Source organism: Arthrobacter sp. Soil761 (genome assembly GCF_001428325.1).
Taxonomy (GTDB): Bacteria; Actinomycetota; Actinomycetes; order Actinomycetales; family Micrococcaceae; genus Arthrobacter.
Genome location: NZ_LMSF01000023.1, coordinates 344,931 through 366,642 on the forward strand (window position 1 = coordinate 344,931; position 21,712 = coordinate 366,642).

A 21,712-nucleotide genomic window follows, 5' to 3' on the forward strand; every position below is an offset into this window, starting at 1 on the left:
GGCTTCGCGGCGCTACCCCATGGCCGGGGCCGTGGACGTCCGGCCGGCGAACTGCCGGCGGGCCCACCGGGCAAGTTTCTTGCCCTTGCCCTTCCACCAGTTGTCCTCGTCCTGGTTGTGGTGGAACCGGAAAACAATGGCCACCAGGACAAACATGCCCATCACCACGTCCACCCAGGAGGACACCACCAGGGCGATGAAGACGGTCATGGCATTGGCCACGATCGACGGGATCGCCAGGGTACGGAAGACGGTGCTGGCCACGTAACGCCGGTGGGACCGCGGGACGGACAATTCACGGACCATGTCAAAGCAGACGCAGACCACAACAATGGTCTGCCCGATGGCCAGCAGGATCTGCCCCGGCAAGGAGCTGCTGAACGCGGCCACGGATTCCATCCCCGGGCTCATGGCCGGACCCGGGTTGAAGCAGCTTCGCTGAGAACCTTAAACACGAAAACCCCCAGAAATTGCGGAACCATCGCCGCTGATCCGGCGATGGTTCCATTCAAATTCCAGGGGGCTTTTCCGTCACGAGTAGCGGGTACTCATATTTGTCCGGGGCACCGGGAAAACGCTACCTGCTCTCCGGCATCCGGTTATTGTCCGAGGGCACTTATTGTCCGATCGCCCGGGGCCGCCACAGCATGACCGCCTGTGACCGGGGCCGTGGGCGCTGGCCACGGGCCAGGCTCACCACATCGCCCGCGGCGCCGGCGGCGAAGATGCGCGAATCCACGGAACGCGGCCGCCGCCCGAGTTCCTCGGTGAGTTCAGCGATCCGGCTCTGGAGGGCTGCCACCTGGTTTTCGAGTTCCAGGATGCGCTTGATCCCCTCCAGCGACACACCTTCGTGCGACAGCCGCTGCACTTCCCGCAGCATGTTCACGTCACGCTGCGAATAGCGCCGGGACTTTCCAGGGGCACGGCTGGGCTTGACGATGCCAAGCCTGTCGTACTGCCGCAGGGTCTGGGGGTGCATGTCCGCCAGCTCTGCCGCCACCGAAATCACAAAGATCGGCTGGTCAGCATTGATGTCCACGCCTCACCTCCGCGCCTAGAGCCGGGCCTTGGCTGCCAGGCCCTCGCGAACGTCCGCCGACGACGTGGCCTCGGCGAACGCCTTGACCGCAGCTTCGGCGTCCTTGTTGAGATTCTTGGGAACCGCGACGTCGATCGTCACCAGCAGGTCGCCGGTGGCCTTGGGCGTCTTGACGCCTTTGCCCTTGACCCGCAGGGTACGGCCGGACGGCGTGCCTGCCGGGACGCGGACCTTGACCTTGTCGCCGTCGATGGTGGGAACTTCGATGTCCGCGCCCAAAGCAGCCTCCGGGAAGGTGACGGGGACGTGGATCCGGAGGTTGTCGCCGTCGCGCGTGTAAAACGCATGTGGCTGGACCGACACGGAGACCACCAGGTCACCATTGCCGGCGGGACCGGGCTGGCCCTTGCCACGCACGCGGACCTTCTGGCCGTCCTTGATACCCGCGGGAACCCGGACATCGATGACCTCGCCGCTGGGTTCACGCAGGCCGATGGTGGTGCCGCGGATGGAGCCGGCAAAGGAGATGCTGGTCGACGCGGTCCGGTCGGCGCCCTTCTGCGGGGCGCGCTGGAATCCGGGGGCGCCGCCGAAGCCGCCGAAGAGGTCGGCGAACTCGGGCGGGATGCCGCCGGCGGAGGGATTGAAACCACCGGCGTGCCGTCCGGTATTGCCGGTGAACAGGCCGCCGAACATGTCCTCAAACCCGCCGTTGGGGGCGCCGGCGCCGCCGGGAGCAAAGCGGGCCCCGCTGCCCATGGCCCGGATGGCGTCATACTGCTGGCGCTCATCCGGATCCGAAAGCACCGAATAAGCCTCGGAGATGTCCTTGAACTTCCTCTCGGAAGCGGCGTTCCCCGCATTCGTATCAGGGTGGTGCTGCCGCGCAAGCTTCCGGTAGGCCTTCTTGATGTCGGCGTCGGAAGCGTCCTTGGCAACACCAAGGATCTTGTAAAAGTCCTTGTCCACCCAATCCTGGCTAGCCAATGGCGTTTCCTTTCAAAGTACAAAAGCGTTAGGGCGAGATTACCGCTGAACGCCGGAGCGGATGAGGGGGCCCGGGCGGGACCCCCTCATCCGCGGAGGCGAGGGGCAACTAAGCCGGGACGGCCACGATCACCTGGGCTGCGCGGAGGACACGGTCGCCTGACTTGTAGCCGGAGCGGAGGACCTGGCTGACGGTGTCAACCTCGATGTCCTCGCCGGGCTGCTGGATCAGGGCTTCGTGGATCGTGGGATCGAACTCCACGCCGGTTTCGTCGATGCGGACCAGGCCGTAGGTCTTCAGCGCGTTCTCCAGTTTGGTGGCGATCGCGGCGAAGGGGCCGTCGGTGAGGTCACCGTGCTGCCGTGCGGCGTCGACGTCGTCCAGAACCGGGAGCAGGGAATTCAGGACGCCGATGACGGCCATTTCCCCTGCCACGGCACGGTCGCGTTCAACGCGCTTGCGGTAGTTGACGTACTCAGCCTGAAGGCGGAGCAGGTCGTTGCGCAGTTCGGCTGCCTCGGCGCCGGCGGACCCTGCGGGCGCACCCTGGGCCACGGATTCCTCGGCCGGCACGTCCACGCCGTTGAGAATCTCCTCGGCCTGGGCCAGCGCGTCGCCGTCGGAATCTGCTGCCCCGGCCCGGGAACCGGCCCCCGGAGCGGACTGGCCGCCCCCGGGGTGCCGGGCCTGCCCGGTCACCGGGTCAACCTTGCGGTTGTCCCGAATGACGGGCTCCTGGCCGTTGCCCTGCGTGTTCTGCTGGCTTGCGGATGTGTTGTGCTCTTCCTCGTTACCGTGGTGCGGCATGGGTTACTTCTTCGCTTCGTCTTCGTCGATGATTTCGGCGTCGACGATGTCCTCGTCCTTGGAACCTGCCGAAGCTCCGGCGGCACCTTCAGCACCTGCAGCACCTGCAGCGCCTGCGCCGTCCGGCGAACCGGCCTGGGCGTAGATGGCCTCGCCCAGCTTGGTCTGGGAAGCCTGCAGCTTCTCGAACGCGGACTTCACAGCGGCGTCGTCGGTGCCCTCAAGGGCCTTCTTGAGGCTGTCGACGTCGGCCTGGACCTCGGTCTTGACCTCTTCGGGCAGCTTGTCCGCGTTGTCGGCGATCAGCTTGTCCACGGAGTAGGCAAGCTGCTCGGCCGTGTTGCGGGTGTCGGTTGCCTCGCGGCGCGCCTTGTCCTCGGCTGCGTGCTCCTCGGCGTCGCGGACCATCCGGTCGATGTCTTCCTTGGAGAGGCTGGAGCCACCGGTGATGGTCATGGACTGCTCCTTGCCGGTGCCCTTGTCCTTGGCGGAGACGTGCACAATGCCGTTCGCGTCGATGTCGAAGGTGACCTCGATCTGCGGAATACCGCGCGGTGCCGGGGCGATGCCGGTGAGTTCGAACGTGCCCAGCGGTTTGTTGTCGCGGGTGAACTCGCGCTCGCCCTGGAAGACCTGGATGGCCACGGACGGCTGGTTGTCATCCGCCGTGGTGAAGGTCTCGGACCGCTTGGTGGGGATGGCGGTGTTGCGCTCGATCAGGTGCGTCATCACGCCACCCTTGGTTTCGATGCCGAGGGACAGCGGGGTGACGTCGATCAGGAGGACGTCCTTGCGCTCACCCTTCAGCACGCCGGCCTGCAGGGCTGCACCGACTGCGACGACCTCGTCCGGGTTCACGCCCTTGTTGGGCTCCTTGCCGCCGGCCAGTTCCTTCACGAGGTCGTAGACGGCGGGCATACGGGTTGAACCGCCCACCAGCACGATGTGGTTGATGTCGGAGAGCTTGATGCCGGCTTCCTTGATGACGTCGTGGAACGGCTTCTTGGTGCGCTCCAGCAGGTCCTTGGTGAGGTCCTGGAACTTGGCGCGGGTCAGCTGCTCGTCCAGGTGGACCGGGCCGTCGGGGGTGACGGAGAGGTACTGGAGCGAGACGTTGGTGCTGGTGGAGGAGGAGAGTTCCTTCTTGGCCTGCTCAGCTGCTTCGCGGAGGCGCTGAAGGGCGATCTTGTCCTTGGAGAGGTCGATGCCCTTCACCTTGAGCTGGTTCAGCAGGTAGTCAACGACGCGCTGGTCCCAGTCGTCGCCGCCCAGGCGGTTGTCACCGGCGGTGGCGCGGACCTGGATGGTGGAGAAGTTGTCTTCGTCCTTGCCGACTTCCAGCAGGGAGACGTCGAAGGTGCCGCCACCGAGGTCGAAGACCAGGATGAGTTCGTCTTCCTTGCCCTTGTCGAGGCCGTAGGCCAGTGCCGCGGCGGTGGGCTCGTTGACGATGCGCAGGACGTTCAGGCCTGCGATTTCGCCGGCTTCCTTGGTGGCCTGGCGCTCGGCGTCGTTGAAGTAGGCCGGGACGGTGATGACGGCGTCGGTGACCTTTTCACCCAGGTAGGACTCGGCGTCGTTCTTCAGCTTCATGAGGATACGCGCGGAAATTTCCTGCGGGGTGTACTTCTTGGCGTCGATGTCCACCTTCCAGTCGGTGCCCATGTGGCGCTTGACTGAAGCGATGGTGCGCTCGATGTTGTTGACGGCCTGGCGCTTGGCGATTTCGCCAACCAGGACCTCGCCGGACTTGGAGAATGCAACGACCGACGGCGTGGTGCGGCCACCCTCGGCGTTGGCAATAACGGTGGGCTCGCCACCTTCGAGAACGGAGACGACGGAGTTGGTGGTTCCGAGGTCGATACCTACTGCACGTGACATGTGTTGCTTCCTTCTTTCCTTGGAAACTGGTTGGCGCCCTAAGCATTGAGCGTTCTGCACTCAACTTTACTCAGGGCGCCACCGATGTCAATCCAAAGTTGAGTGCAGTCCGCTCAACTTTGGAGCCGCGCCGGATAACAGCCGCGGTATTCCTTGGATTTCCGGGCTTTTGCGCGCAGAATTACGACGCCGGAAGGCGGGTTCGCTTTAGGAGAACGCGGCGCCGGGCTACTCAGCGCTCCGTGTCCCGATCGCCGTGCAGCGGGCCGCGCTCTTCCGCCGTCGCCTGGACCTGGCGGTCGGTAAGCCCTTCACGCACGGCCTCCTCTGTTCGGGCGCCGCCGGCTGTGCCGGCCTCCCCGTAGTCGCCTTCCTCGTATTCGCCGTCGGCAAGGTCCCGCCCGGGCCCGTTGACGGTACCGGCGGCGCCATGGTCCGCGTCCACGTATTGCCCGCCTTCGCCCGCACCTCCGGCAGGGGCCCCAACTGTTCCGGCATCGCCGTAGTTGCCTTCCGGATACTGGTCGTCCCGTTCACCCGCCGGCCTTTCCACGGCTCCGGCATCGCCATAGTCACCATCCACGTACTGCCCGCCTTCACCCTCCAGTCCGGGTGCGCTGCTTCCCTTGCGGGGCTCCTCGGCTGCAACTTCAGGGTTCTCGGTCATGGTGCATCTCTCCTTCGAGGCTCCGCGTCCATGCGGGCGCACTGGCAGTCTATCGACGGCCCGCGCGCACCAACAGGGCTTCGCCGGCACCTATCGGGAGGCCCCTGCCGGCAGGCCGGCGATGCCTGCCAGGACGGCGAGGTGATGGTCGAAGAGGTCAGCGGGCGCATGGAAGGTATCCGGCCCGTACTGGTTGAACACCTCGAAGCTGACCGCACCAAAGAGGGAGCTCCACACCAGGACACCCCTCGCCACCAGTTCCTCCGGAAGGTCCAGGCCAAACTCGGAACGGATGGCGGCAAGGTCCCTGCCCAGGGTTGGCGGCAGTTGCGGTGCGCCTTCGGCCGGAACTGCCAGCTGCCCTGCCCGGGAAGCTGCGTCCAGGATGCCGATGAGGCTGACGATGACCCTGGTGCCCGGGCCCGTCGTGCGCTCCGCCGGGGCGCTGTAGCCGGGCACGGGGCTGCCAAAAAGGAGCGCGTAGCTGGCAGGCTCGCGCAGGGCCCATTCCCGGACCGCGCGGCCCAGCGCCCGGAAGCGGGCAGTGTGGTCATCCTCCGGCGCTTGGGCGACGGCGGCGTCCACCGCGTCCCCAAGCTCGCCGAAGGCGTCTATCAGCAACAAGGTCAGGAGCTCGTCCCGGCTCTCCACATAGCGGTAGACCGCGGAGGACACCACCCCGAGGTCCCTCGCCACCGCCCGCAGGGAGAGAGCGGCCGCACCGTGCGTTGCCAGGTGCTGCCGCCCCAGGCGGACGATATCCGCCACGGTTTGCGCCCTTGCCCGTTGCCGCGGGGTGAGGGGGCGGACAACAGTGCCGGCTGTTTTTTCGACGTCAGTCACGGGTCCAGCATGCCATAAACGAGAGCGCCGGAATCAAAAGAGAGCACCGCTCTTGACTTAGCCGGCGTATGGGGTCATGCTGTTTCCCGAGAGCGGTGCTCTCGGAAAGGAACAAGGAGGCCACAATGGCAGATGTGTACGTAGTAACCGGAGCGGGACCGGTGGGGTGGACGGTGGCCGAACAGTTGGCAGACCTGGGACGGCAGGTGCGCGTCCTCACGCGGTCGGGCAGCGGACCACAGCACCCGCTGATCGAGCTCATGGCCGGTGATGCGAAGGATCCCGAGGTTCTGCGATCAGCCCTGGCCGGCGCCCGGGCAGTCTTCCACTGCATCCACGGCTCGGCGTACACCGCCGCGGCATGGCGGGCGGAGCTTCCCGCCGCCGAGCAGGCGGTCCTCACTGCGGCGCACCAAGCGGGTGCCGTCGTCGTATTCCCGGAAAGCCTCTACTCCTACAGCGAGCCGGACAGCGTGATGACGGAGGGCAGCCCGCGCCACGCTGCGGGCGGCAAACGCGGGGTGCGGACGGAGCTGCTCCGGGCCCGCGAGGCCGCCACAACGCCAACGGTGAGCGTGGTGGCAGGCGACTTTTTTGGTCCCCGCGTCCGGATGGCGCACGGCGGGGAGCGCATGGTGGTGCCCATCCTGGCGGGGAAGAACGTCAGCGTGGTGGGCAGCTCACGGCAGCCGCACTCGTTCACGTACGTCCCGGACCTGGCCACGGCGATGATCGCGGCGGCGGACAGGCCCTCCGCCTGGAATGCCGTATGGCACGCCCCCACGGGTCCGGCCCTTACCCAGATGGAGCTGGCCCACGCCTTCGCCGCCGCGGCAGGACGGCCGGCGCCCAAGGTGCGCACCCTGCCCGGCTGGACCCTCCGCACCGCCGGGATGCTCTCAACCGACGCCCGCGAGCTGGCCGAGATGCTGTACCAGTTTGAGCGGCCGTTCATCATGGACTCGGCCGCGTCCCAGGCTGCCCTGGAAGTCGGTCCGACTCCGCTGGAAACGGCTGCTGCCGCCACCGTGGACTGGTGGCGGCAGCAGGGTTAGTGCTCCGAGGTTTAGCGCTTTGGCGCAGGGTCAGCGGCTGGGCACTTCTTCCAGCGGCTCGACGCCGGGCTCCCGCGGCCGGGCTGCATTCCCGCCGTCCGCGCGCCCCAGCTTGCTGGGCCACCAGATCTTCGGTCCGATGTCGTAGGCCAGGGCCGGCACCAGCAGCGAGCGCACCAGAACGGTGTCCAGCAGCACACCGAACGCCACTATGAACGCCAGCTGCACCAGGAACATGATGGGAATGACGCCAAGCGCTGCAAATGTGGCCGCGAGCACCACGCCCGCGGAGGTGATGACCCCTCCAGTCACCACCAGGCCACGGAGTATGCCGGGCCGGGTGCCGTGCTTGAGCGACTCTTCACGGACCCGGCTCATCAGGAAGATGTTGTAGTCCACGCCCAGGGCCACCAGGAACACAAAGCCAAACAGCGGAACCGTCGCATCCGCGCCCGGGAAGCCAAGGATGTTGTTGAAGACAAAGGCCGACACACCGAGCGCCGCCGCGTAGGAAAGCACCACGGAGAGCACCAGCAGGACCGGGGCCACGATCGAGCGCAGCAGCAGCATCAGGATGAAGAGGATCACCACCAGGACCACCGGAATGATGACCACCAGGTCGTGCTGGGCGGTGGTGTTGGTGTCCAGCGCCGTAGCGGTGACGCCGCCCACCAGAGCGCCGGGATCGACGGCCTTCACCCCGGCCCGCAGCGCCTTGACGGTTTCCTCCGCTTCCAGCGAGTCCGCCGCGTCGTTGAGGGTGGCGTTGATGATCACCTTTCCTTCGCGGACGTCCGGGGCGCTGGGAGCCCCGGGGGCTCCGGTGATGGGGACGCTGCCCGGGCCCAGCAGGTAGGCCTCGCCCACGCCGTCGTCCGCTTTCACGCGGTCCAGCACCTCGGCGGCCTTGGCCTGGTCAGCAATCACGACGGCGGGGCTGCCGCTGCCGGCGTCGAAATGGCGGGCCAGTGCGTCCTGGCCGTCGACGGCGTTGGAGGCGGTGAGGATGACGTCGGTCTGCGGTACGCCGTTGGCCTTCAGCTGGAACAGGCCGCCTGCCGCAACCAGCAGCAGGAGGACCGAAGCCACCCAGACGGTCCTGGGCCGCCGCGCTACCAGCGAACCGGTGGCACGCCACAGCCCCTTCTGGCCTTCCAGGCCCGTAACCAGCTCGGGTTCACGCTGGTCTGCAGGGAGGAGCTTGGGACGGAACGGCCAGAAGGCTGCCCGGCCCAGCAGGGCCATCAGCGCGGGCAGCAGGGTCAGCGCTGCGAACAGGGCACACAGGATGCCTGCGGCCGCCACCGGTCCCAGTGCCTTGTTGGAGTTCAGGTCGGAGAAGAGCAGGCACAGCAGCGCGATGATCACGGTGGCGCCGGACGCCAGGATGGGCTCGAAGGACGCCTTCCAGGCGTTCAGGACAGCCGCGGTGCGGTTGGTGGTGTGGGTGAGCGCTTCCCGGAAGCGTGCCACGAACAGCAGGGCGTAGTCCGTGGCCGCGCCGATTACCAGGATGGAGAGGATGCCCTGGCTTTGGCCGTTGAGCTGGATCCAGCCGGCTTTGGCCATGCCGAACACCAGCAGGATTGCTGCGCACAGGGCAAACACGGAGGTCAGCAGCACCATGATGGGCAGCAGCAGGGACCGGTAAACGATGAGGAGGATGACGAACACCGCGGACAAGGCCACCAGCAGGAGGATGCCGTCAATGCCGCCGAAGGCTGCGGTGAGGTCGGCGGCAAGGCCGGCGGGGCCGGTCACGAAGGTCTGGGCACCTGCCGGGGCCGCTTCTGTGACAGTCCCGCGGAGTTCCTTGACCGCATCCTTGAGCTCAACCGAGGACCCGACCGGGACCACGAACTGCACCGCCTTGGCGTCCTTGGAGGGAATCGGGCCGATCACCGTGCTGCCCAGCTTGAGGTCTTCAAGGCTGGTCTTGAGCGTGGCCAGCTCCCCCAGCTGGGCGGGAGTGAAAGCCTCGCTTTTCTCGATGACGATGATCCCCGGGACCTCATCCGAGTCCCGGAACTTTGCCTGCCAGTCCTGCGCCTCGGTGGCCTCGGCGCTGGCGGGCAGGAATGACGCCTGGTCGTTGGAGGAGACCTCCTCCAACCGGCCGAAGGTGGGGCCGCCGACCCCGGCGAGACCCAGCCAGGTCAGCACCAGGACGACAGGGACCAGCCAGCGCAGCCAGAAAGGGACTCGCTCCTTGGCAACTTTATTGCGGTTCATGGCGCCTTCCATCGATAAGCGGGCGGAGTAGTATTTGTTCCAGCATAGATTATCTCCACCATAGAGATAAGTGGCTGCCAAGCTTTTTTCGGCAGGTAGGGGACGAATGCCGGGCCTGCAGTAATATCCGTCAGTACGGCCGGACGGAAGTGTGGGCGTGGAACCAGGAAGGCAGGGAGGTGGGCATGGCACGCAAGACGTCAGCTGGCGCGGCACCAGGACCATCCGGCGGCCCTCCCGGTGGTCCGCCACACCCGCTGATCCGCCTCCTGCAGGAGTTCACCATGGAGGCCAACCGCTATGTGGATGTCGCCGGCGGCAGGAAGGACATGCACCGCACGGACATGAATGCCCTCGCCGTCATCATGCGGCACACGGCCGCCGGGAGCGTGGTGACGCCCGGGGTCCTGCGCAAAGAGCTGAACCTGAGCTCGCCTGCCACCACCGCCCTCATCGACCGACTGGACCACTCGGGGCATATCGTGCGCGAGCGGGACAGCACGGACCGGCGCCAGGTCCAGCTGAAGATGACCCCCAAGGCCTTCCAGGACGGGGGCGCTGTCTTCGCTCCCCTGGCCCAGCACATGGGCAGCGCCATGGCGGACTTCTCGCAAGACGAGCTGGAAACAGTCACACGCTTTATGACCGCAATGGTGGAGGCCACGGTGGCTGCCCGGAGCGAGTCCGCGTAGCCCGCAGGCAATCCGCTCGTGCAATGCAGGTTGGGGGTAGCGTTTGGTTATGAGTGCGCAGCAGCCTGAAGACGACGTTTACACGCACGGCCACCACGAATCGGTGGTCCGCGCCCATGCCGCCCGTACCGCCGAAAACTCCGCGGCGTTTGTCCTCCCGCACCTCACGCCTGGTAAGTCGCTGCTCGATGTGGGCTGCGGCCCCGGCACCATCACCTGCGACTTCGCCGCCCTGGTCAGCCCCGGCAAGGTCACGGGCCTGGACCGCTCACCTGACATCATCGCCCAGGCGCAGGCCCTCGCCACCGAGCGGGAAGTACCCAACGTTGAATTCGTTGCCGGCAACATCTACGACCTCGACTTCGCCGACGAAACGTTCGACGTCGTCCATGCCCACCAGGTGCTCCAGCACCTGACCGATCCCGTTGAGGCCCTCAGGGAGATGCGGAGGGTGGCCAAGCCCGGCGGCATCGTGGCAGTGCGCGACGCCGACTTCCACGGCATGAGCTGGTACCCCGCCATTCCGGAACTGGACGAGTGGATGGACCTGTACCAGCGGATTGCCCGCCGGAACGGTGCAGAACCCGACGCCGGGCGGCGGCTGGTCAGCTGGGCACAGGCTGCGGGATTCACCGACGTCGCCCCCACCAGCAGCAACTGGCTTTACGCCACCGCGCAGCAGCGGCGCTGGCAGGCGCGCGTCTGGGGTGAGCGGGTGCTCCACTCAGCCTTCGCCGAGCAGGCGCTGGAGTACGGGTTCGCCAACCCGGCCGACCTTGCCCGTATCTCTGCGGGCTGGCACCGCTGGGGCTCCACGGACGACGGATGGTTCCTGATCCCGAACGGTGAGGTCATCGCCCGGGCCTGATCCCTGGTTGCCCAGACAGCAGCACAGGGACTGAAAAAGGGGCAGCCAATTGCCACCGTAGGATTGTTCAGTGCAATTTTCCCTCTGGCTGGCCCTGGCAGGTGCCGGCGCCCTGATCAGCTTCACCCCGGGCGCCGGGGCCATCAACACCATGAGCAACTCGCTGAACGCGGGGTTCCGCCGGTCCATCTGGGGAATCCTGGGCCAGCAGGCTGCGCTGATGGTGCACGTCCTGATCGTGGCCCTGGGCGTCGGGGTGCTGGTGGCCAGTTCCCCCCTTGCCTTCAACGTGATCCGTTACGCGGGCGCGGCCTATCTGGTGTACCTGGGCATCCGCCAGTTCCTGAGCAAGCCCACGGTGGCCCAGGAGCAGGCAGCTGCCCTTCGCAACGAACCCGCGTGGTCCATTTTCCGGCGCGGCTTCTGGGTCAACCTGTTGAACCCGAAGGCGATCGTGTTCTTCCTCGCCTTCACTCCCCAGTTCATCCGGCCCGACCTGCCCCTGTTCACCCAGTACGCCGTGTTGACGGCAACAATCGTTGTCATCGACATCCTGGTGATGTGGTTCTTCTTTGCGGCGGCTGCCAGGTCATTCCAGCGCTTCACCAACACGGAACAGGGCCAAATGGTCCTCAGCAGGGTGTTCGGTGTCCTGTTCGTGGGTGTGGGTATCCTGCTGGCCCTGATCCACTGAACCAGGTACCCACCAAACTCGGCACCAGCGTGTGACGTACCCATTCGGGCGTTAGTCATGCATCTTTACAAACCCGTAAAACTTTGTGAACAGGCGGCTAGCCAAGAGCGTTCGGAAGCGCGCATGCTTAGGGCATGAACTCAGCGTCGAGCGCATATCGCGTCATCACCGTCTGCACGGGCAATATCTGCCGGTCCCCCATGGCCGAGCTCATGCTCAAGGCAGCGCTTGAACGCGAGGGCCTTGACGGCCTGGTGGAGGTGGACTCCGCCGGCACCACCGGTTACGAGGCGGGCCGGCCCATTGATCCCCGCGCCGCCCGCCGGCTCGCCGCAACCCAGCTGGCCTCGGACCACCACGTGGCCCGCGAGTGGGAACCCGGGTGGTTCCGCGAGCGCGACCTGATCCTGGCCCTGGACATCGACCACTACGCGTGGCTCACCGAGGCGGCGCCGGACCAGGAATCCCTGGACAAGATCCGGATGCTCCGCAGCTTCGATCCCACCATGGCGGAGCGGGACCGCCTGGATCAGGGCATCGAGGACCCCTGGTACGGCGGCCACGCGGATTTCGACGCCGTCTGGCACCAGATCCATGGAGCCCTGCCCGGCCTGGTCCAGCACATCAGGTCCGCGGTCCTTCGGAACACCCAGCTGCAGCCGCACTAGGCACCAAAAACTCTTCAAAAGACGGTGCAATCCAGCGGCACCAGGAGTATTTTCTTGCTGCATGGACGGCCTTCCCAGCACATCCGGCAAGTACGCACGGCTTCTCGCCACACTGGAAGAGGCAGAGTCTCCGGCTGGGCGACATGGCCCGACAAGGACCGCGCCCTGAAGCGTGCAGGCATCGTGCATGCCGGCGCCAACGCCGCCTGGCGAGGGCAGCGGCTGTCCTGCTGCTGGTGAGCGGGTTCCTGGGCGGCCACCTGAGCAGCGGCCGTCACGCATCGGCGCAGCAACTGCCCCGCGGGTGAAAGGGTGCAACGGAAAACGGTACGCTCTAGTCCATGAGCCCAGCCCCCGTCATCATCGCCATCGACGGGCGCTCCGGCGCAGGCAAGACCACCCTCGCCGTCGAGCTCGCGGCCCGGCTCCGGGCGCACCACAAGGTCTCGCTGTTCCACCTTGAGGACATCTACCCGGGCTGGGACGGACTGGCGGCGGGCATTGAACGCTACGTCTCCACGGTCCTCACCCCGCTGAGCCGGGGGCAGGCGGCCTCCTGGACCAGCTGGGACTGGGCTAACCACTACGACGGCGACGCCAGGGTGACGCTGCCTGCGGAGATCGTCATCGTTGAGGGAGTGGGGGCCGCCGCCGAGGCCGCCCGCCCCATGCTGGGCGCGGTGATCTGGGCGGAATCCCCGGACGACGTCCGGCGGACCCGGGCACTGGAGCGCGACGGCGCAACATATGAACCGTACTGGGACCTGTGGGCAGCCCAGGAGCAAGAGTGGCTGGGCCGCGACGACGTCCCCGGCCACGCGGACCTCCGCGTCCGGAACCTCGCCGACGGCTCAGCCCCCGCGGACCTCCTCCAACTCCTCCCCTACCTGCCCGCCCTGGCTCCGGTCCTCGCCCCCGAGTTGTCAGCCCGCCGCGGCCTTCGCCTTCACGCCGAGCGCATTGAAGCCGCCCCGGACGCACCCACCCTGTTCCACTCACTGTATGGCGGCTCTGGCAACGCCGTCTGGCTGGACTCCTCCAACACAGGCAGCGGACCGGACAGCACGGATCCTGTACAGCGGACTGCCGCAGAGCGCAGCCGGTTCAGCATCATGGCGGACGACGGCGGCACATTCGGCCAGTGCGTTACGCACCGTGGCGGTGTGAGCCGGATCAGCGCCGGCTCGTCCACTGCCAACGTTCCCGGCCCCTTCTTCCGCTGGCTCGACACCGTCTGGGGCCGCCGGGCGGTGCGGGCCCCCGAGGGCTACCCCGGCGAATTCACCCTGGGCTGGCTGGGCTGCCTGGGGTATGAGCTGAAACGCGAAACCGGCGGCAGCGATCTTTCCGCGCCCACGCCGGACGCAGCCCTGATCTTCGCGGGCCGGGCGGTGGTCCTGGACCACGCCGAAGGCACGGCCTGGCTCCTGGCCCTGGAGGCACCGGACGCCGGCGGGTGGCTGGTGGAAGCGCGGGCAGCCGTGGAAGCCGCCGCGGACCCAACGCAGGAAGCCGGCGGCAGCACCGGCGTCGTGCGTCCCACCACACCACCCACTTTCCGCAGCCGGGACACCGGGGAACGGTACCGGGAGAAGATTGCCGCCGCACAGCATCAGATCGCCCAGGGAAACACCTACGAAGTGTGCCTGACCACCACCCTCGAAGCCACTGTCCCGGCCGGCTCGCTGGATCCATGGGCCACCTACCTGTCGCTCCGCAGCAGGAACCCGGCCCCGTTCGCCAGTTACCTCCGGCTGGGAAACGTTGCCGTGGCCAGCACCTCGCCCGAGCGGTTCCTGAAGATAGGGTCCGACGGCGGAATGCGCGCCGAACCGATCAAGGGCACCCGGCGCCGGGCTGCCGACCCGCAGGAGGACAGCCGCCTGCGGACGGACCTGGCCACCTCCGTCAAGGACAGGGCCGAGAACATCATGATCGTGGACCTGCTGCGCAACGACCTCAGCCACTTTGCCATGCCTGGCTCCGTTACGGTCAGCAGGCTTTGCGCCATCGAGAGCTACGCCACCGTCCACCAGATGGTCAGCACCATCGACGCCCACCTCCTGTCCGGAGCACCACGGGCAGAGGCGGTGGCGGCCTGCTTCCCGGCCGGCTCCATGACGGGGGCTCCGAAGATCAGCACCATGGCCATCCTTGACAACCTGGAGGCAGGGCCGCGGGGGCTCTATTCAGGTGCCATCGGCTACTTCTCGCTCAACGCGGCGGCGGATCTCGCCGTCGCCATCAGGACCCTGGTGGTCAGCACGGCTGGCGACGGAACCGCGGAACTGTCGCTCGGCGTCGGCGGTGCCATCACCTCGGACTCCGACCCGGACGACGAATATGAGGAGATCCGCACCAAGGCCTACGGGGTGCTCTCCACCCTGGGGGCGGAGTTTCCCGAAGACTGACCCGGGTTTAGGGAGGCACGGCCGTCCTACTGCACCGTGGCCGTCAGCCGTGCCACGTTGTCCACATAGCGCGCGGCGAGCGGCCGGTTCAGCCAGTCTGCCAGCTTCAGCTCATGGGAGATGTCCCGGTAGGTGTCCTCCACCGCCCGCATCTTGTTCACGATGTCCTCGCCCAGGAGCATCACGGAGACCTCGAGGTTCAGCGAGAAGGACCTCATGTCCATGTTGCTGGAACCCAGGACGGCCACCTCGTCGTCGATGGTGAAGTGCTTGGCGTGCAGCACGAACGGCGCCTTGTAGAGGTAGATCCGCACGCCGGCCTCAAGGAGCGCCTCATAGTAGGAGCGCTGGGCGTGGTGGACCAGGAACTGGTCGCCCTTCTCGGACACGAACAGCTCCACGTCGACGCCGCGCTGCGCTGCCGTGGTGATGGCGTACAGCAGTGAATCGTCCGGAACGAAATAGGGGCTGCAAATGGAGATCCGGTGCTGCGCGGAGTAGATGAGCGTGTTGAAGAGCCGGAGGTTGTTTTCCGTGATGAACCCGGGACCGCTGGGCACCACCTGGGCCGTGACGTGGCCGGGCTCCGGATTCGCGGGGAGCTGCAACTGGTGTTCCAGGGATTCGTCGGTCTCGCTCAGCCAGTCGGTGGCGAAGACGACGTTCAGGGTGGTCACGATGGGCCCGCGCAGGCACGCCATCAGCTCCACCCACTCGCGGCCGGCCTTGCGGTGGCGCGGGTTGTTGTAGGACGGCTCGATCAGGTTCTGCGACCCCGTGAAGGCGATTTCGCCGTCGATCACCATGATCTTGCGGTGGTTGCGCAGGTCCGGCCGGCGCCACTGGCCATGGATGGGCAGGAGGGGAAGCATCCGCTTCCACTGGATCTTGCCGGCCCTCAGGCGCTTCAGCAGCTTCCGGTAGCCCTTGATGCGCAGCGTGCCGATGTGGTCGAACAGGAGCCGCACTTCCACGCCCCGCGCGGCGGCCTCTTCCATGGCCGTGAGCAGGTCGTTGGTGACGTGGTCGGAGCTCATGATGTAGAACTCGGCGTTGACGAACTTCTTCGCCTTCCGCACCGCGTGGGTCATGGCCAGGATGGAATCCGGGTAGCCGGGGATGAGGTCAACGGAGTTGTTGTCCACCATGGGCAGCGAACCCAGGGTGCGGTTGAGCTCGGCGGCGGACTTGACCCACTCGGGGCCGGGGTAGTCGCTGTCCACGTCCGAGAGGGCGGTGATGCCGGCCCGCACCCGGTCGTTGACCTGCTCCTGCTGGGCGCGGCGGCGGCTGGACAGCTGGAAGTTTCCAAACAGCAGGAACAGCGCGATGCCCACGAATGGGATAAAGAAGATGCCCAGGAGCCAGGCCATCGCCGTGGTGGGCCGCCTGTTGCCGGGGATGATGCCCAGTGCCAGGACCCTGATGACAAGGTCGGCGAAGCCCAGGAGCACCACAACCCACGTCGGCGCGGTGCCGGCAAGCGAAAAAGGCCACAACACGTCAATAACTCCCGGGGAGGTTGGGCCCCGGGGAACGGTTTCCGGCCGGGGCGCTCTGCCCAGCTTATCCGCGGTGCCGCACTAAGCTGGTGCCATGAGCTCTCCAGCCCCCGTGGTTCTCGTTTTCCTTGACCCCGCCTTCCCCGACGGCAGGGTGGCGGATGCCTCCCAGCCCCAGCTGCTGGTCACGGACCTTGGCGTCACGCGCGGTGACGGCGTGTTCGAAACCATGCTGGCGGTTGGGGGAACGGTGCGGAAGATGCAGGCCCACCTGGACCGGCTTGCCGGATCCGCCGCGGCGCTGGACCTGGACATCCCGGACCAGGATGTGTGGCGGCGCGCCATTGCCGCTGCCGTTGCCCGGCACCGTTCGGAGAACCCGCCGGCAGACCCGGCGGCAGATGAACTGGTGGTCAAACTGGTGGTGACCCGCGGCGTGGAAGGCGCGCCCGCCCCCACCGCCTGGGTCCAGGCCTCACCGGCCGGAGCTGCCGCCCGCCGCCAGCGGGAAACGGGTGTCGACGTCATCCTCCTTGACCGCGGCTACGACAGTGACGTGGCCGAACGGGCACCCTGGCTGCTTCTGGGCGCCAAGACGCTCTCCTACGCCGTCAACATGGCAGCGCTGCGCCACGCGCATAAACAGGGCGCCGACGACGTCATCTTCACGTCCTCCGATGGCCGGGTCCTGGAAGGGCCCACCTCCACGGTGCTGCTGGCGCATGTGGAGAAGTCCGACGACGGCACAACAGTGAAGCGCCTCATCACACCACAGCTGGACAGCGGCATCCTGCCTGGAACGTCACAGGGGGCTCTCTTTGCTGCCGCCAAGGCGGCGGGCTGGGAACTGGGCTACGGGCCGCTGGTGCCACAGGACCTCCTGGACGCAGACGCGGTCTGGCTGATCTCCAGTGTCCGCCTGCTGGCGCCCGTGAACCGGATTGACGGCAGGGAGATCGGCACCCCGTCTGTGCAAAAGGAACTGACCACAGAACTGAGCGGACTTTTCGCCGGCATCCATTAGCCCGCAACAGGCAGGGCCGGCCCTTTTCCCGCCCCGGCATCACCCGTAAGGTGTGCACCATGGACTCGCACAAGCTGCCGATCGAAAAACTGTCCTTTGACGACTGCTGGGAACTCCTTGACACCGACACGGTGGGCAGGCTGGCCATCGTGGTGGACGGACATCCGGAAATCTTCCCCGTGAACTACGTTGTCCACCTGCGCAGCATCGTCTTCCGCACGGCACCCGGCTCAAAACTGTGGGACGCGAAAATGGAACGCCCTGCCGCACTGGAGATCGACGGCTACGACCCCACCACCGAACTGGCCTGGAGCGTGGTGGCGCGGGGCAATACCGGGATCATCGAAGACCAGGCCGTCAAAGATGCGGTGGACAGCCTTGGCTTGGAGCCGTGGCAGCCCGGCGAAAAGGCAAACTACGTCAGGCTGAACGCCAAGGCGCTGACCGGACGCAGGTTCCAGGTGAACCGGCCGGACGTCTGGAACACCCGCCTCCAGGACCGGCGCCGGGCGTCATTCGAATAGCGGCCGCTCAACGACCACGCCTTTACACGGCCGCTCCGTCAGGCGCTGGAGCCTGCCGCCTGCCGTGAAAGCTGGGCTTCCAGCCCGGACAGCAGGATGGTGAGCCCTTGGTCAAGCTCCTTGGCGCCGTCGTAGTCAGCCAACGCCGGCGCCAGCGCACGCAGCCGGGGGAATTCCTTCGCGGGCAGCCGGTGGAGCCCCAGCCGCAGCAGCACCTCGTTCTCTTCCGGGTCCACCACGTACTCCTGCAGTTCGTTCAGGAGGTGCCCGTAGAGGAAGCCGTAGTAGGCGCGGTAGACGTGCAGCGCATCCGCCGGCTCGAATCCTGCCGCCACCAGCAGGGTCAGGATCTGCTCCAATGGCCGCAACGTGCCCAGCGGGCGCATGCCCAGCGGCGTGGAGAGGGGCCGGGTCACCAGCAGGGGGACAACGTTGGGATGCTTGAGCGCCAGCATCCGCAGGTTGTGGGCGATGCTCCGCAGCTGCGCTTTCCAATCCGGGTCCTCCGGATGAATCGGAAGCTGGTTGAGCACCAGCTCAGAAACCCCGTCCAGCAGCGCCGCGCGGTTCTCGGCGTAGCGGTACAGGCTCATCGGGTCCCGGCCAAGCTCCTGCCCCAGGCGGCGCATGGTCAGTGCATCCAGTCCTTCGGCATCAACCAGTTCCAGGGCCTTGGCCAGCACGACCTCCCTGCTCAGCCTGGCCTTGGCGGGGGTGCGGCCGGAAGCGTGCGGGGGATTCATGGTGTTGTCCTAGCGGTGGAAGTGGCGGCCCGGATTAATCGAGACGGTTGCCTTACTTGTAGTCTACGAGTAAAGTCTACATCGTAGACAGGCGCTGACGACGCTGAGGCCCCGGACGCTTTTCACGGGACCCAACCTATAGATTCGATGGCCATGTGCAGGGCATCAAATCTTGCTGCTGTAGCCGAACGGCGGCGCCGAGCACTTAGCGAAGGGAAGCCATCATGGCACATTCGCAGTTCGATACTTTTCTCCACGAAGCCACCTACCCCGACCACGCCGCTGGTTCCAGCATGGACCGCGACCGCCTCTACGGCCTGTACACCAGCTGGTGCTTCCTCAACCAGCAGCCGGCTGGCACCGAGTCCACCTTCTGGGCAGCCATGAAGCACCGGATCCCGCCGCGCCGCAACGGGCTGCGCATGAAGGGTCCTGCCGCTGCGGACTACATCATGACCAGCTACCCGGGCCTGGTCTGAGACCCCCGGATTCGTAAGAGGCCACCGGGCAGCCGGGTGGTACATGATCAAATGCTGTGGCATGCCCGTGCCGCAGCATTTTTCATGCCCCCGGCTAGGTAGGGATGATCCGGAAGAGGAACCTGGTGCGGACCATCACCCAGAGCAGCCCCAGGACCACGGCGTAGGCCACGGTGTTGAGGAGGATGCTTTGCTGCTGCAGGGCCGGGATGTTGGCCACGACGGCGATCAGCACCACGTGCATGATGAAGACGTACAGCGTGGCCCGGCCCAGCGGGACCAGGAACCAGCCCAGGGCCCGGTCCACCGGTTTCCAGTAAGCACCGAGGAATGCGTACGCAGCCACCACAAGGACCAGGACGTTGAGCAGCCGGCCCGGGGCCAGGTATGTCCGGCCGAAGAAGGCGTCATACATTGCCCGGTAGGACGCATCCGGCAGAAGCGCCAGTCGGACGTCATAGGCGTTGGCCAGGTAGGGGTTGCCCCAGGACAGGAAGGCTAAAGCGAATGCTGCCGTGGTGCAGGCAACCACCACCCACGTGTGGCGCGACAGCCACGCTGTGATGCTGCGCCGATGGTAGCCCGCAACCAGCCCAAGCACGAAAAGCACCTGCCACACCAGCAGCGGGAAGGAGTCCTCAAACTGCGAGGGCAGGATCCGGAACCTGGTCATGGCACCTGCCGCATACACGGCAACCGACACCGCCACGACCCAGATGGCCTTTCCGCGGTTCAGCGCCGCGAGGATCAGCGGGCTGACCAGCAACAGCACCACATAGAGCCCCATGACATTGAACTGCCAGGGACCGAACTGCAGCAGCACGATGGCCGGAAGCACCTGGGGCGGCACGGGGAACTGGAACAGCGATGACATGCCCGCATAGAGGTCGTAGGTCCGGCCGGCCCCGTTGTGCCCGGCGCCACCGGTCCCCTGGTCCACGAACGTGGTCAGGGCCTCGGTGTGGAAGAACGGGAGCAGGGACAGAAGGAAGACGCCGATCAGCACGGCCAGCGCCGTCAGGTAGAGCTTGCCGGCGCGGCGGGTCGTGAGGTCGACCACCTGCCCGAAGTCCTCCCTGGCCTTGGGTCCGTACACCATGCCCACCACCAGTCCGGAGAACAGGACGAACAGTTCCGCACCCTACACGAAGCCCACGGCCTCCTGGGTGAGCAGCTGGAACAGCGATGCCATGCCCAGGTGGTTCACCACCACAAAGACGATGGCCATCCCGCGCAGCAGATCGATGCGCGAGTCCCTGGCGGAGGGATCCTGGTAGCCCCAGGCCGTGGCTGCGTTGATCCGGCGGGGTATCTGCCACAGGGCCACCAGGAGGATGGCCATGGCGGCGGCAACAGTCCAGGCGGCAGCCCCGGAGAGCGTGTTGGCCCGGACGTAGGTGCTCCCGGATGCCACGTCGGTGACCGGCCCGGTGACCATTGGCGATGCCTTCAGCCTGTCCAGGGCCGCTTTGGCGATGCCCGCCTGTCCCGTGAGCAGCCAGCTGATGCTCGCCACGCCGGTATCCCTGGTGCTGGTGCGCTCGTCCCAGACAACGGCGGCCGTCCCGGCAAAAGGTGGGGAAGTGGCAGTTCCCACCACCTGGTCCCACCAGCCCGCCTTGATGTCCGCCTCCTGCGCGCCGCCGGACGCGGGGCTGTAGAAAGCAGAGGTCTGGAGGAGGAACGGCTTGTTGCGCCCCTCGGAATAGGTGCCGTAGAAGTTTTCGCCGCCGGAGGCCGTCAGCATGTCCTGGAGCTCGCCGGCCCTCGGCTGGGAGTTGACGGCGGGGCCGCCGGCCGTGTCGTCGTGATAGGCGGCCAGCCCCGCCCAGTCCACTGCGTCGTCGCCCGGGTAGTAAGGGGCGTAGGCGCTGTCGCTTGAGTTCCAGGCCCCGTCGCCGTTCGTGTCCAGGAGGGAAAAGCCTTCGGTTCCGGGCTGCGGGGCATCCCGGTTGCGGTCAAAGGGGTAGTCCTTGCCCAGGTAAGGCGCCCACACCAAGGTGGCCCGGCCGCCGTCGTACTTCTTGAACGCTGCCGCCACAGCCCTGAAGGCCTGCCGGTACGCGGCGGGCTGCTGGCCCCAGGCCACCCAGCTTGCATTCATGTCCGGGGCGAACCGGATCAGCAGCTGCCCCTTGAACCCGGACGTAAGGTCGCGCACCTGCGCTGCGAATGCTTCCGCTTCCGCGGTGCCGAGCTGGCCCAGGGGCACTGACGGCTTCACCGTGAGCAGGGCGTGGGCGCCTAGGGACGCGGCCTGCTGAAGGAAGCCGTCAAGGTCGTTCCGTTCCGAATCGCGGTAGGGGATGGTGATGTCGTGGCCGAAGACGGCCGGACTGGCACCAAGCCGGCCGCTGAAGCCTGCGGCGGTGTCCTCGCCCCACTCGAGCACCGCGCCCAGCCAGGGCTTTCCCTTCTCCGGCGCAGCGTCCGCCGCATGCGCCGGCGCAGCCGCCAGCAGGGCAAGGAGGCTGACGATGGCCGCGGCCAGGAACGCACCGATGGACGGCCGGCGGGTCCCGCAAATGGCGGCCTGGTGGCGCGATGTGTTTGCCCGCATGCTGACAGGACCCCCGGTGCTCATTGCTGTGA

19 protein-coding genes and 1 pseudogene are annotated in these 21,712 nt (G+C 66.7%); 9 read left to right on the forward strand and 11 right to left on the reverse strand.

Features of this window, described 5'->3' with window-relative positions:
• Positions 1-12: 12 nt before the first annotated feature.
• From ASG79_RS13720 to ASG79_RS13750, 7 genes are all read right to left on the reverse strand, one after another.
• The gene (locus ASG79_RS13720) at positions 13-399 is read right to left on the reverse strand and encodes a hypothetical protein (protein WP_018770008.1); all 387 of its coding nucleotides are present in this window, start codon (positions 397-399) and stop codon (positions 13-15) included.
• 217 nt (positions 400-616) lie between these two features.
• Positions 617-1,042, reverse strand: coding sequence for a heat shock protein transcriptional repressor HspR (locus ASG79_RS13725; RefSeq protein ID WP_018770007.1), 426 nt, complete (start codon positions 1,040-1,042; stop codon positions 617-619).
• 15 nt (positions 1,043-1,057) lie between these two features.
• The gene (locus ASG79_RS13730) at positions 1,058-2,029 is read right to left on the reverse strand and encodes a DnaJ C-terminal domain-containing protein (protein ID WP_026265889.1); all 972 of its coding nucleotides are present in this window, start codon (positions 2,027-2,029) and stop codon (positions 1,058-1,060) included.
• 109 nt (positions 2,030-2,138) lie between these two features.
• Positions 2,139-2,837, reverse strand: a complete 699-nt coding sequence (locus tag ASG79_RS13735) for a nucleotide exchange factor GrpE (protein WP_056391905.1) — start codon at positions 2,835-2,837, stop codon at positions 2,139-2,141.
• Positions 2,838-2,840: 3 nt separating this feature from the next.
• Positions 2,841-4,718, reverse strand: a complete 1,878-nt coding sequence (gene dnaK / locus ASG79_RS13740; protein ID WP_018770004.1) for a molecular chaperone DnaK — start codon at positions 4,716-4,718, stop codon at positions 2,841-2,843.
• Between the two features lie 232 nt (positions 4,719-4,950).
• Positions 4,951-5,385 carry a hypothetical protein gene (locus tag ASG79_RS13745; RefSeq protein ID WP_056391906.1) on the reverse strand — a complete coding sequence of 145 codons (435 nt, stop codon included), beginning with the start codon at positions 5,383-5,385 and terminating at the stop codon, positions 4,951-4,953.
• A 90-nt stretch (positions 5,386-5,475) separates the two neighbouring features.
• Complete coding sequence (locus tag ASG79_RS13750) at positions 5,476-6,228, reverse strand: TetR/AcrR family transcriptional regulator (protein ID WP_056391907.1); 753 nt, start codon at positions 6,226-6,228, stop codon at positions 5,476-5,478.
• Positions 6,229-6,353: 125 nt separating this feature from the next.
• On the opposite strand from ASG79_RS13750, the gene ASG79_RS13755 reads away from it, so the two are divergent.
• The gene (locus ASG79_RS13755; RefSeq protein WP_056391908.1) at positions 6,354-7,283 is read left to right on the forward strand and encodes an NAD-dependent epimerase/dehydratase family protein; all 930 of its coding nucleotides are present in this window, start codon (positions 6,354-6,356) and stop codon (positions 7,281-7,283) included.
• Between the two features lie 30 nt (positions 7,284-7,313).
• Here the strand turns inward: ASG79_RS13755 and ASG79_RS13760 are convergent, their stop codons facing one another.
• Positions 7,314-9,515 carry an MMPL family transporter gene (locus tag ASG79_RS13760; protein WP_056392092.1) on the reverse strand — a complete coding sequence of 734 codons (2,202 nt, stop codon included), beginning with the start codon at positions 9,513-9,515 and terminating at the stop codon, positions 7,314-7,316.
• Between the two features lie 185 nt (positions 9,516-9,700).
• Here ASG79_RS13760 and ASG79_RS13765 point away from each other — a divergent pair, with 185 nt between their 5' ends.
• The 5 genes from ASG79_RS13765 to pabB all read left to right on the forward strand — a co-directional run bounded on the left by ASG79_RS13765 (position 9,701) and on the right by pabB (position 14,848).
• Entirely contained in the window at positions 9,701-10,207 is a 507-nt protein-coding gene (locus ASG79_RS13765; RefSeq protein WP_056392093.1) for a MarR family winged helix-turn-helix transcriptional regulator, read from the forward strand.
• A 49-nt stretch (positions 10,208-10,256) separates the two neighbouring features.
• Positions 10,257-11,075, forward strand: a complete 819-nt coding sequence (locus ASG79_RS13770) for a methyltransferase domain-containing protein (RefSeq protein ID WP_056391909.1) — start codon at positions 10,257-10,259, stop codon at positions 11,073-11,075.
• A 70-nt stretch (positions 11,076-11,145) separates the two neighbouring features.
• Complete coding sequence (locus tag ASG79_RS13775; protein ID WP_018769997.1) at positions 11,146-11,769, forward strand: LysE family transporter; 624 nt, start codon at positions 11,146-11,148, stop codon at positions 11,767-11,769.
• Between the two features lie 134 nt (positions 11,770-11,903).
• Complete coding sequence (locus tag ASG79_RS13780) at positions 11,904-12,437, forward strand: low molecular weight protein-tyrosine-phosphatase (RefSeq protein WP_056391910.1); 534 nt, start codon at positions 11,904-11,906, stop codon at positions 12,435-12,437.
• Between the two features lie 341 nt (positions 12,438-12,778).
• A complete protein-coding gene (gene pabB, locus ASG79_RS13785) occupies positions 12,779-14,848 on the forward strand; it encodes an aminodeoxychorismate synthase component I (protein WP_056391911.1) in 2,070 nt (689 codons plus the stop codon).
• 26 nt (positions 14,849-14,874) lie between these two features.
• Here pabB and cls read toward each other — a convergent pair whose 3' ends face one another.
• Positions 14,875-16,350, reverse strand: coding sequence for a cardiolipin synthase (cls, locus tag ASG79_RS13790; protein WP_414730914.1), 1,476 nt, complete (start codon positions 16,348-16,350; stop codon positions 14,875-14,877).
• Between the two features lie 94 nt (positions 16,351-16,444).
• Here cls and ASG79_RS13795 point away from each other — a divergent pair, with 94 nt between their 5' ends.
• Both ASG79_RS13795 and ASG79_RS13800 read left to right on the forward strand, forming a co-directional pair.
• Complete coding sequence (locus tag ASG79_RS13795) at positions 16,445-17,374, forward strand: aminodeoxychorismate lyase (protein WP_056391913.1); 930 nt, start codon at positions 16,445-16,447, stop codon at positions 17,372-17,374.
• Positions 17,375-17,433: 59 nt separating this feature from the next.
• Positions 17,434-17,898, forward strand: coding sequence for a pyridoxamine 5'-phosphate oxidase family protein (locus ASG79_RS13800; RefSeq protein WP_018769992.1), 465 nt, complete (start codon positions 17,434-17,436; stop codon positions 17,896-17,898).
• 38 nt (positions 17,899-17,936) lie between these two features.
• On the opposite strand, the gene ASG79_RS13805 is transcribed toward ASG79_RS13800, so the two are convergent.
• Positions 17,937-18,641 (reverse strand): TetR/AcrR family transcriptional regulator C-terminal domain-containing protein, encoded by a 705-nt coding sequence (locus ASG79_RS13805; protein WP_056391914.1) that lies wholly within the window; start codon positions 18,639-18,641, stop codon positions 17,937-17,939.
• 224 nt (positions 18,642-18,865) lie between these two features.
• Here ASG79_RS13805 and ASG79_RS13810 point away from each other — a divergent pair, with 224 nt between their 5' ends.
• The gene (locus ASG79_RS13810) at positions 18,866-19,120 is read left to right on the forward strand and encodes a hypothetical protein (protein ID WP_018769990.1); all 255 of its coding nucleotides are present in this window, start codon (positions 18,866-18,868) and stop codon (positions 19,118-19,120) included.
• 94 nt (positions 19,121-19,214) lie between these two features.
• Here the strand turns inward: ASG79_RS13810 and opgC are convergent.
• A pseudogene (opgC, locus tag ASG79_RS13815) lies at positions 19,215-21,680 on the reverse strand (OpgC domain-containing protein).
• Positions 21,681-21,712 lie beyond the last annotated feature (32 nt).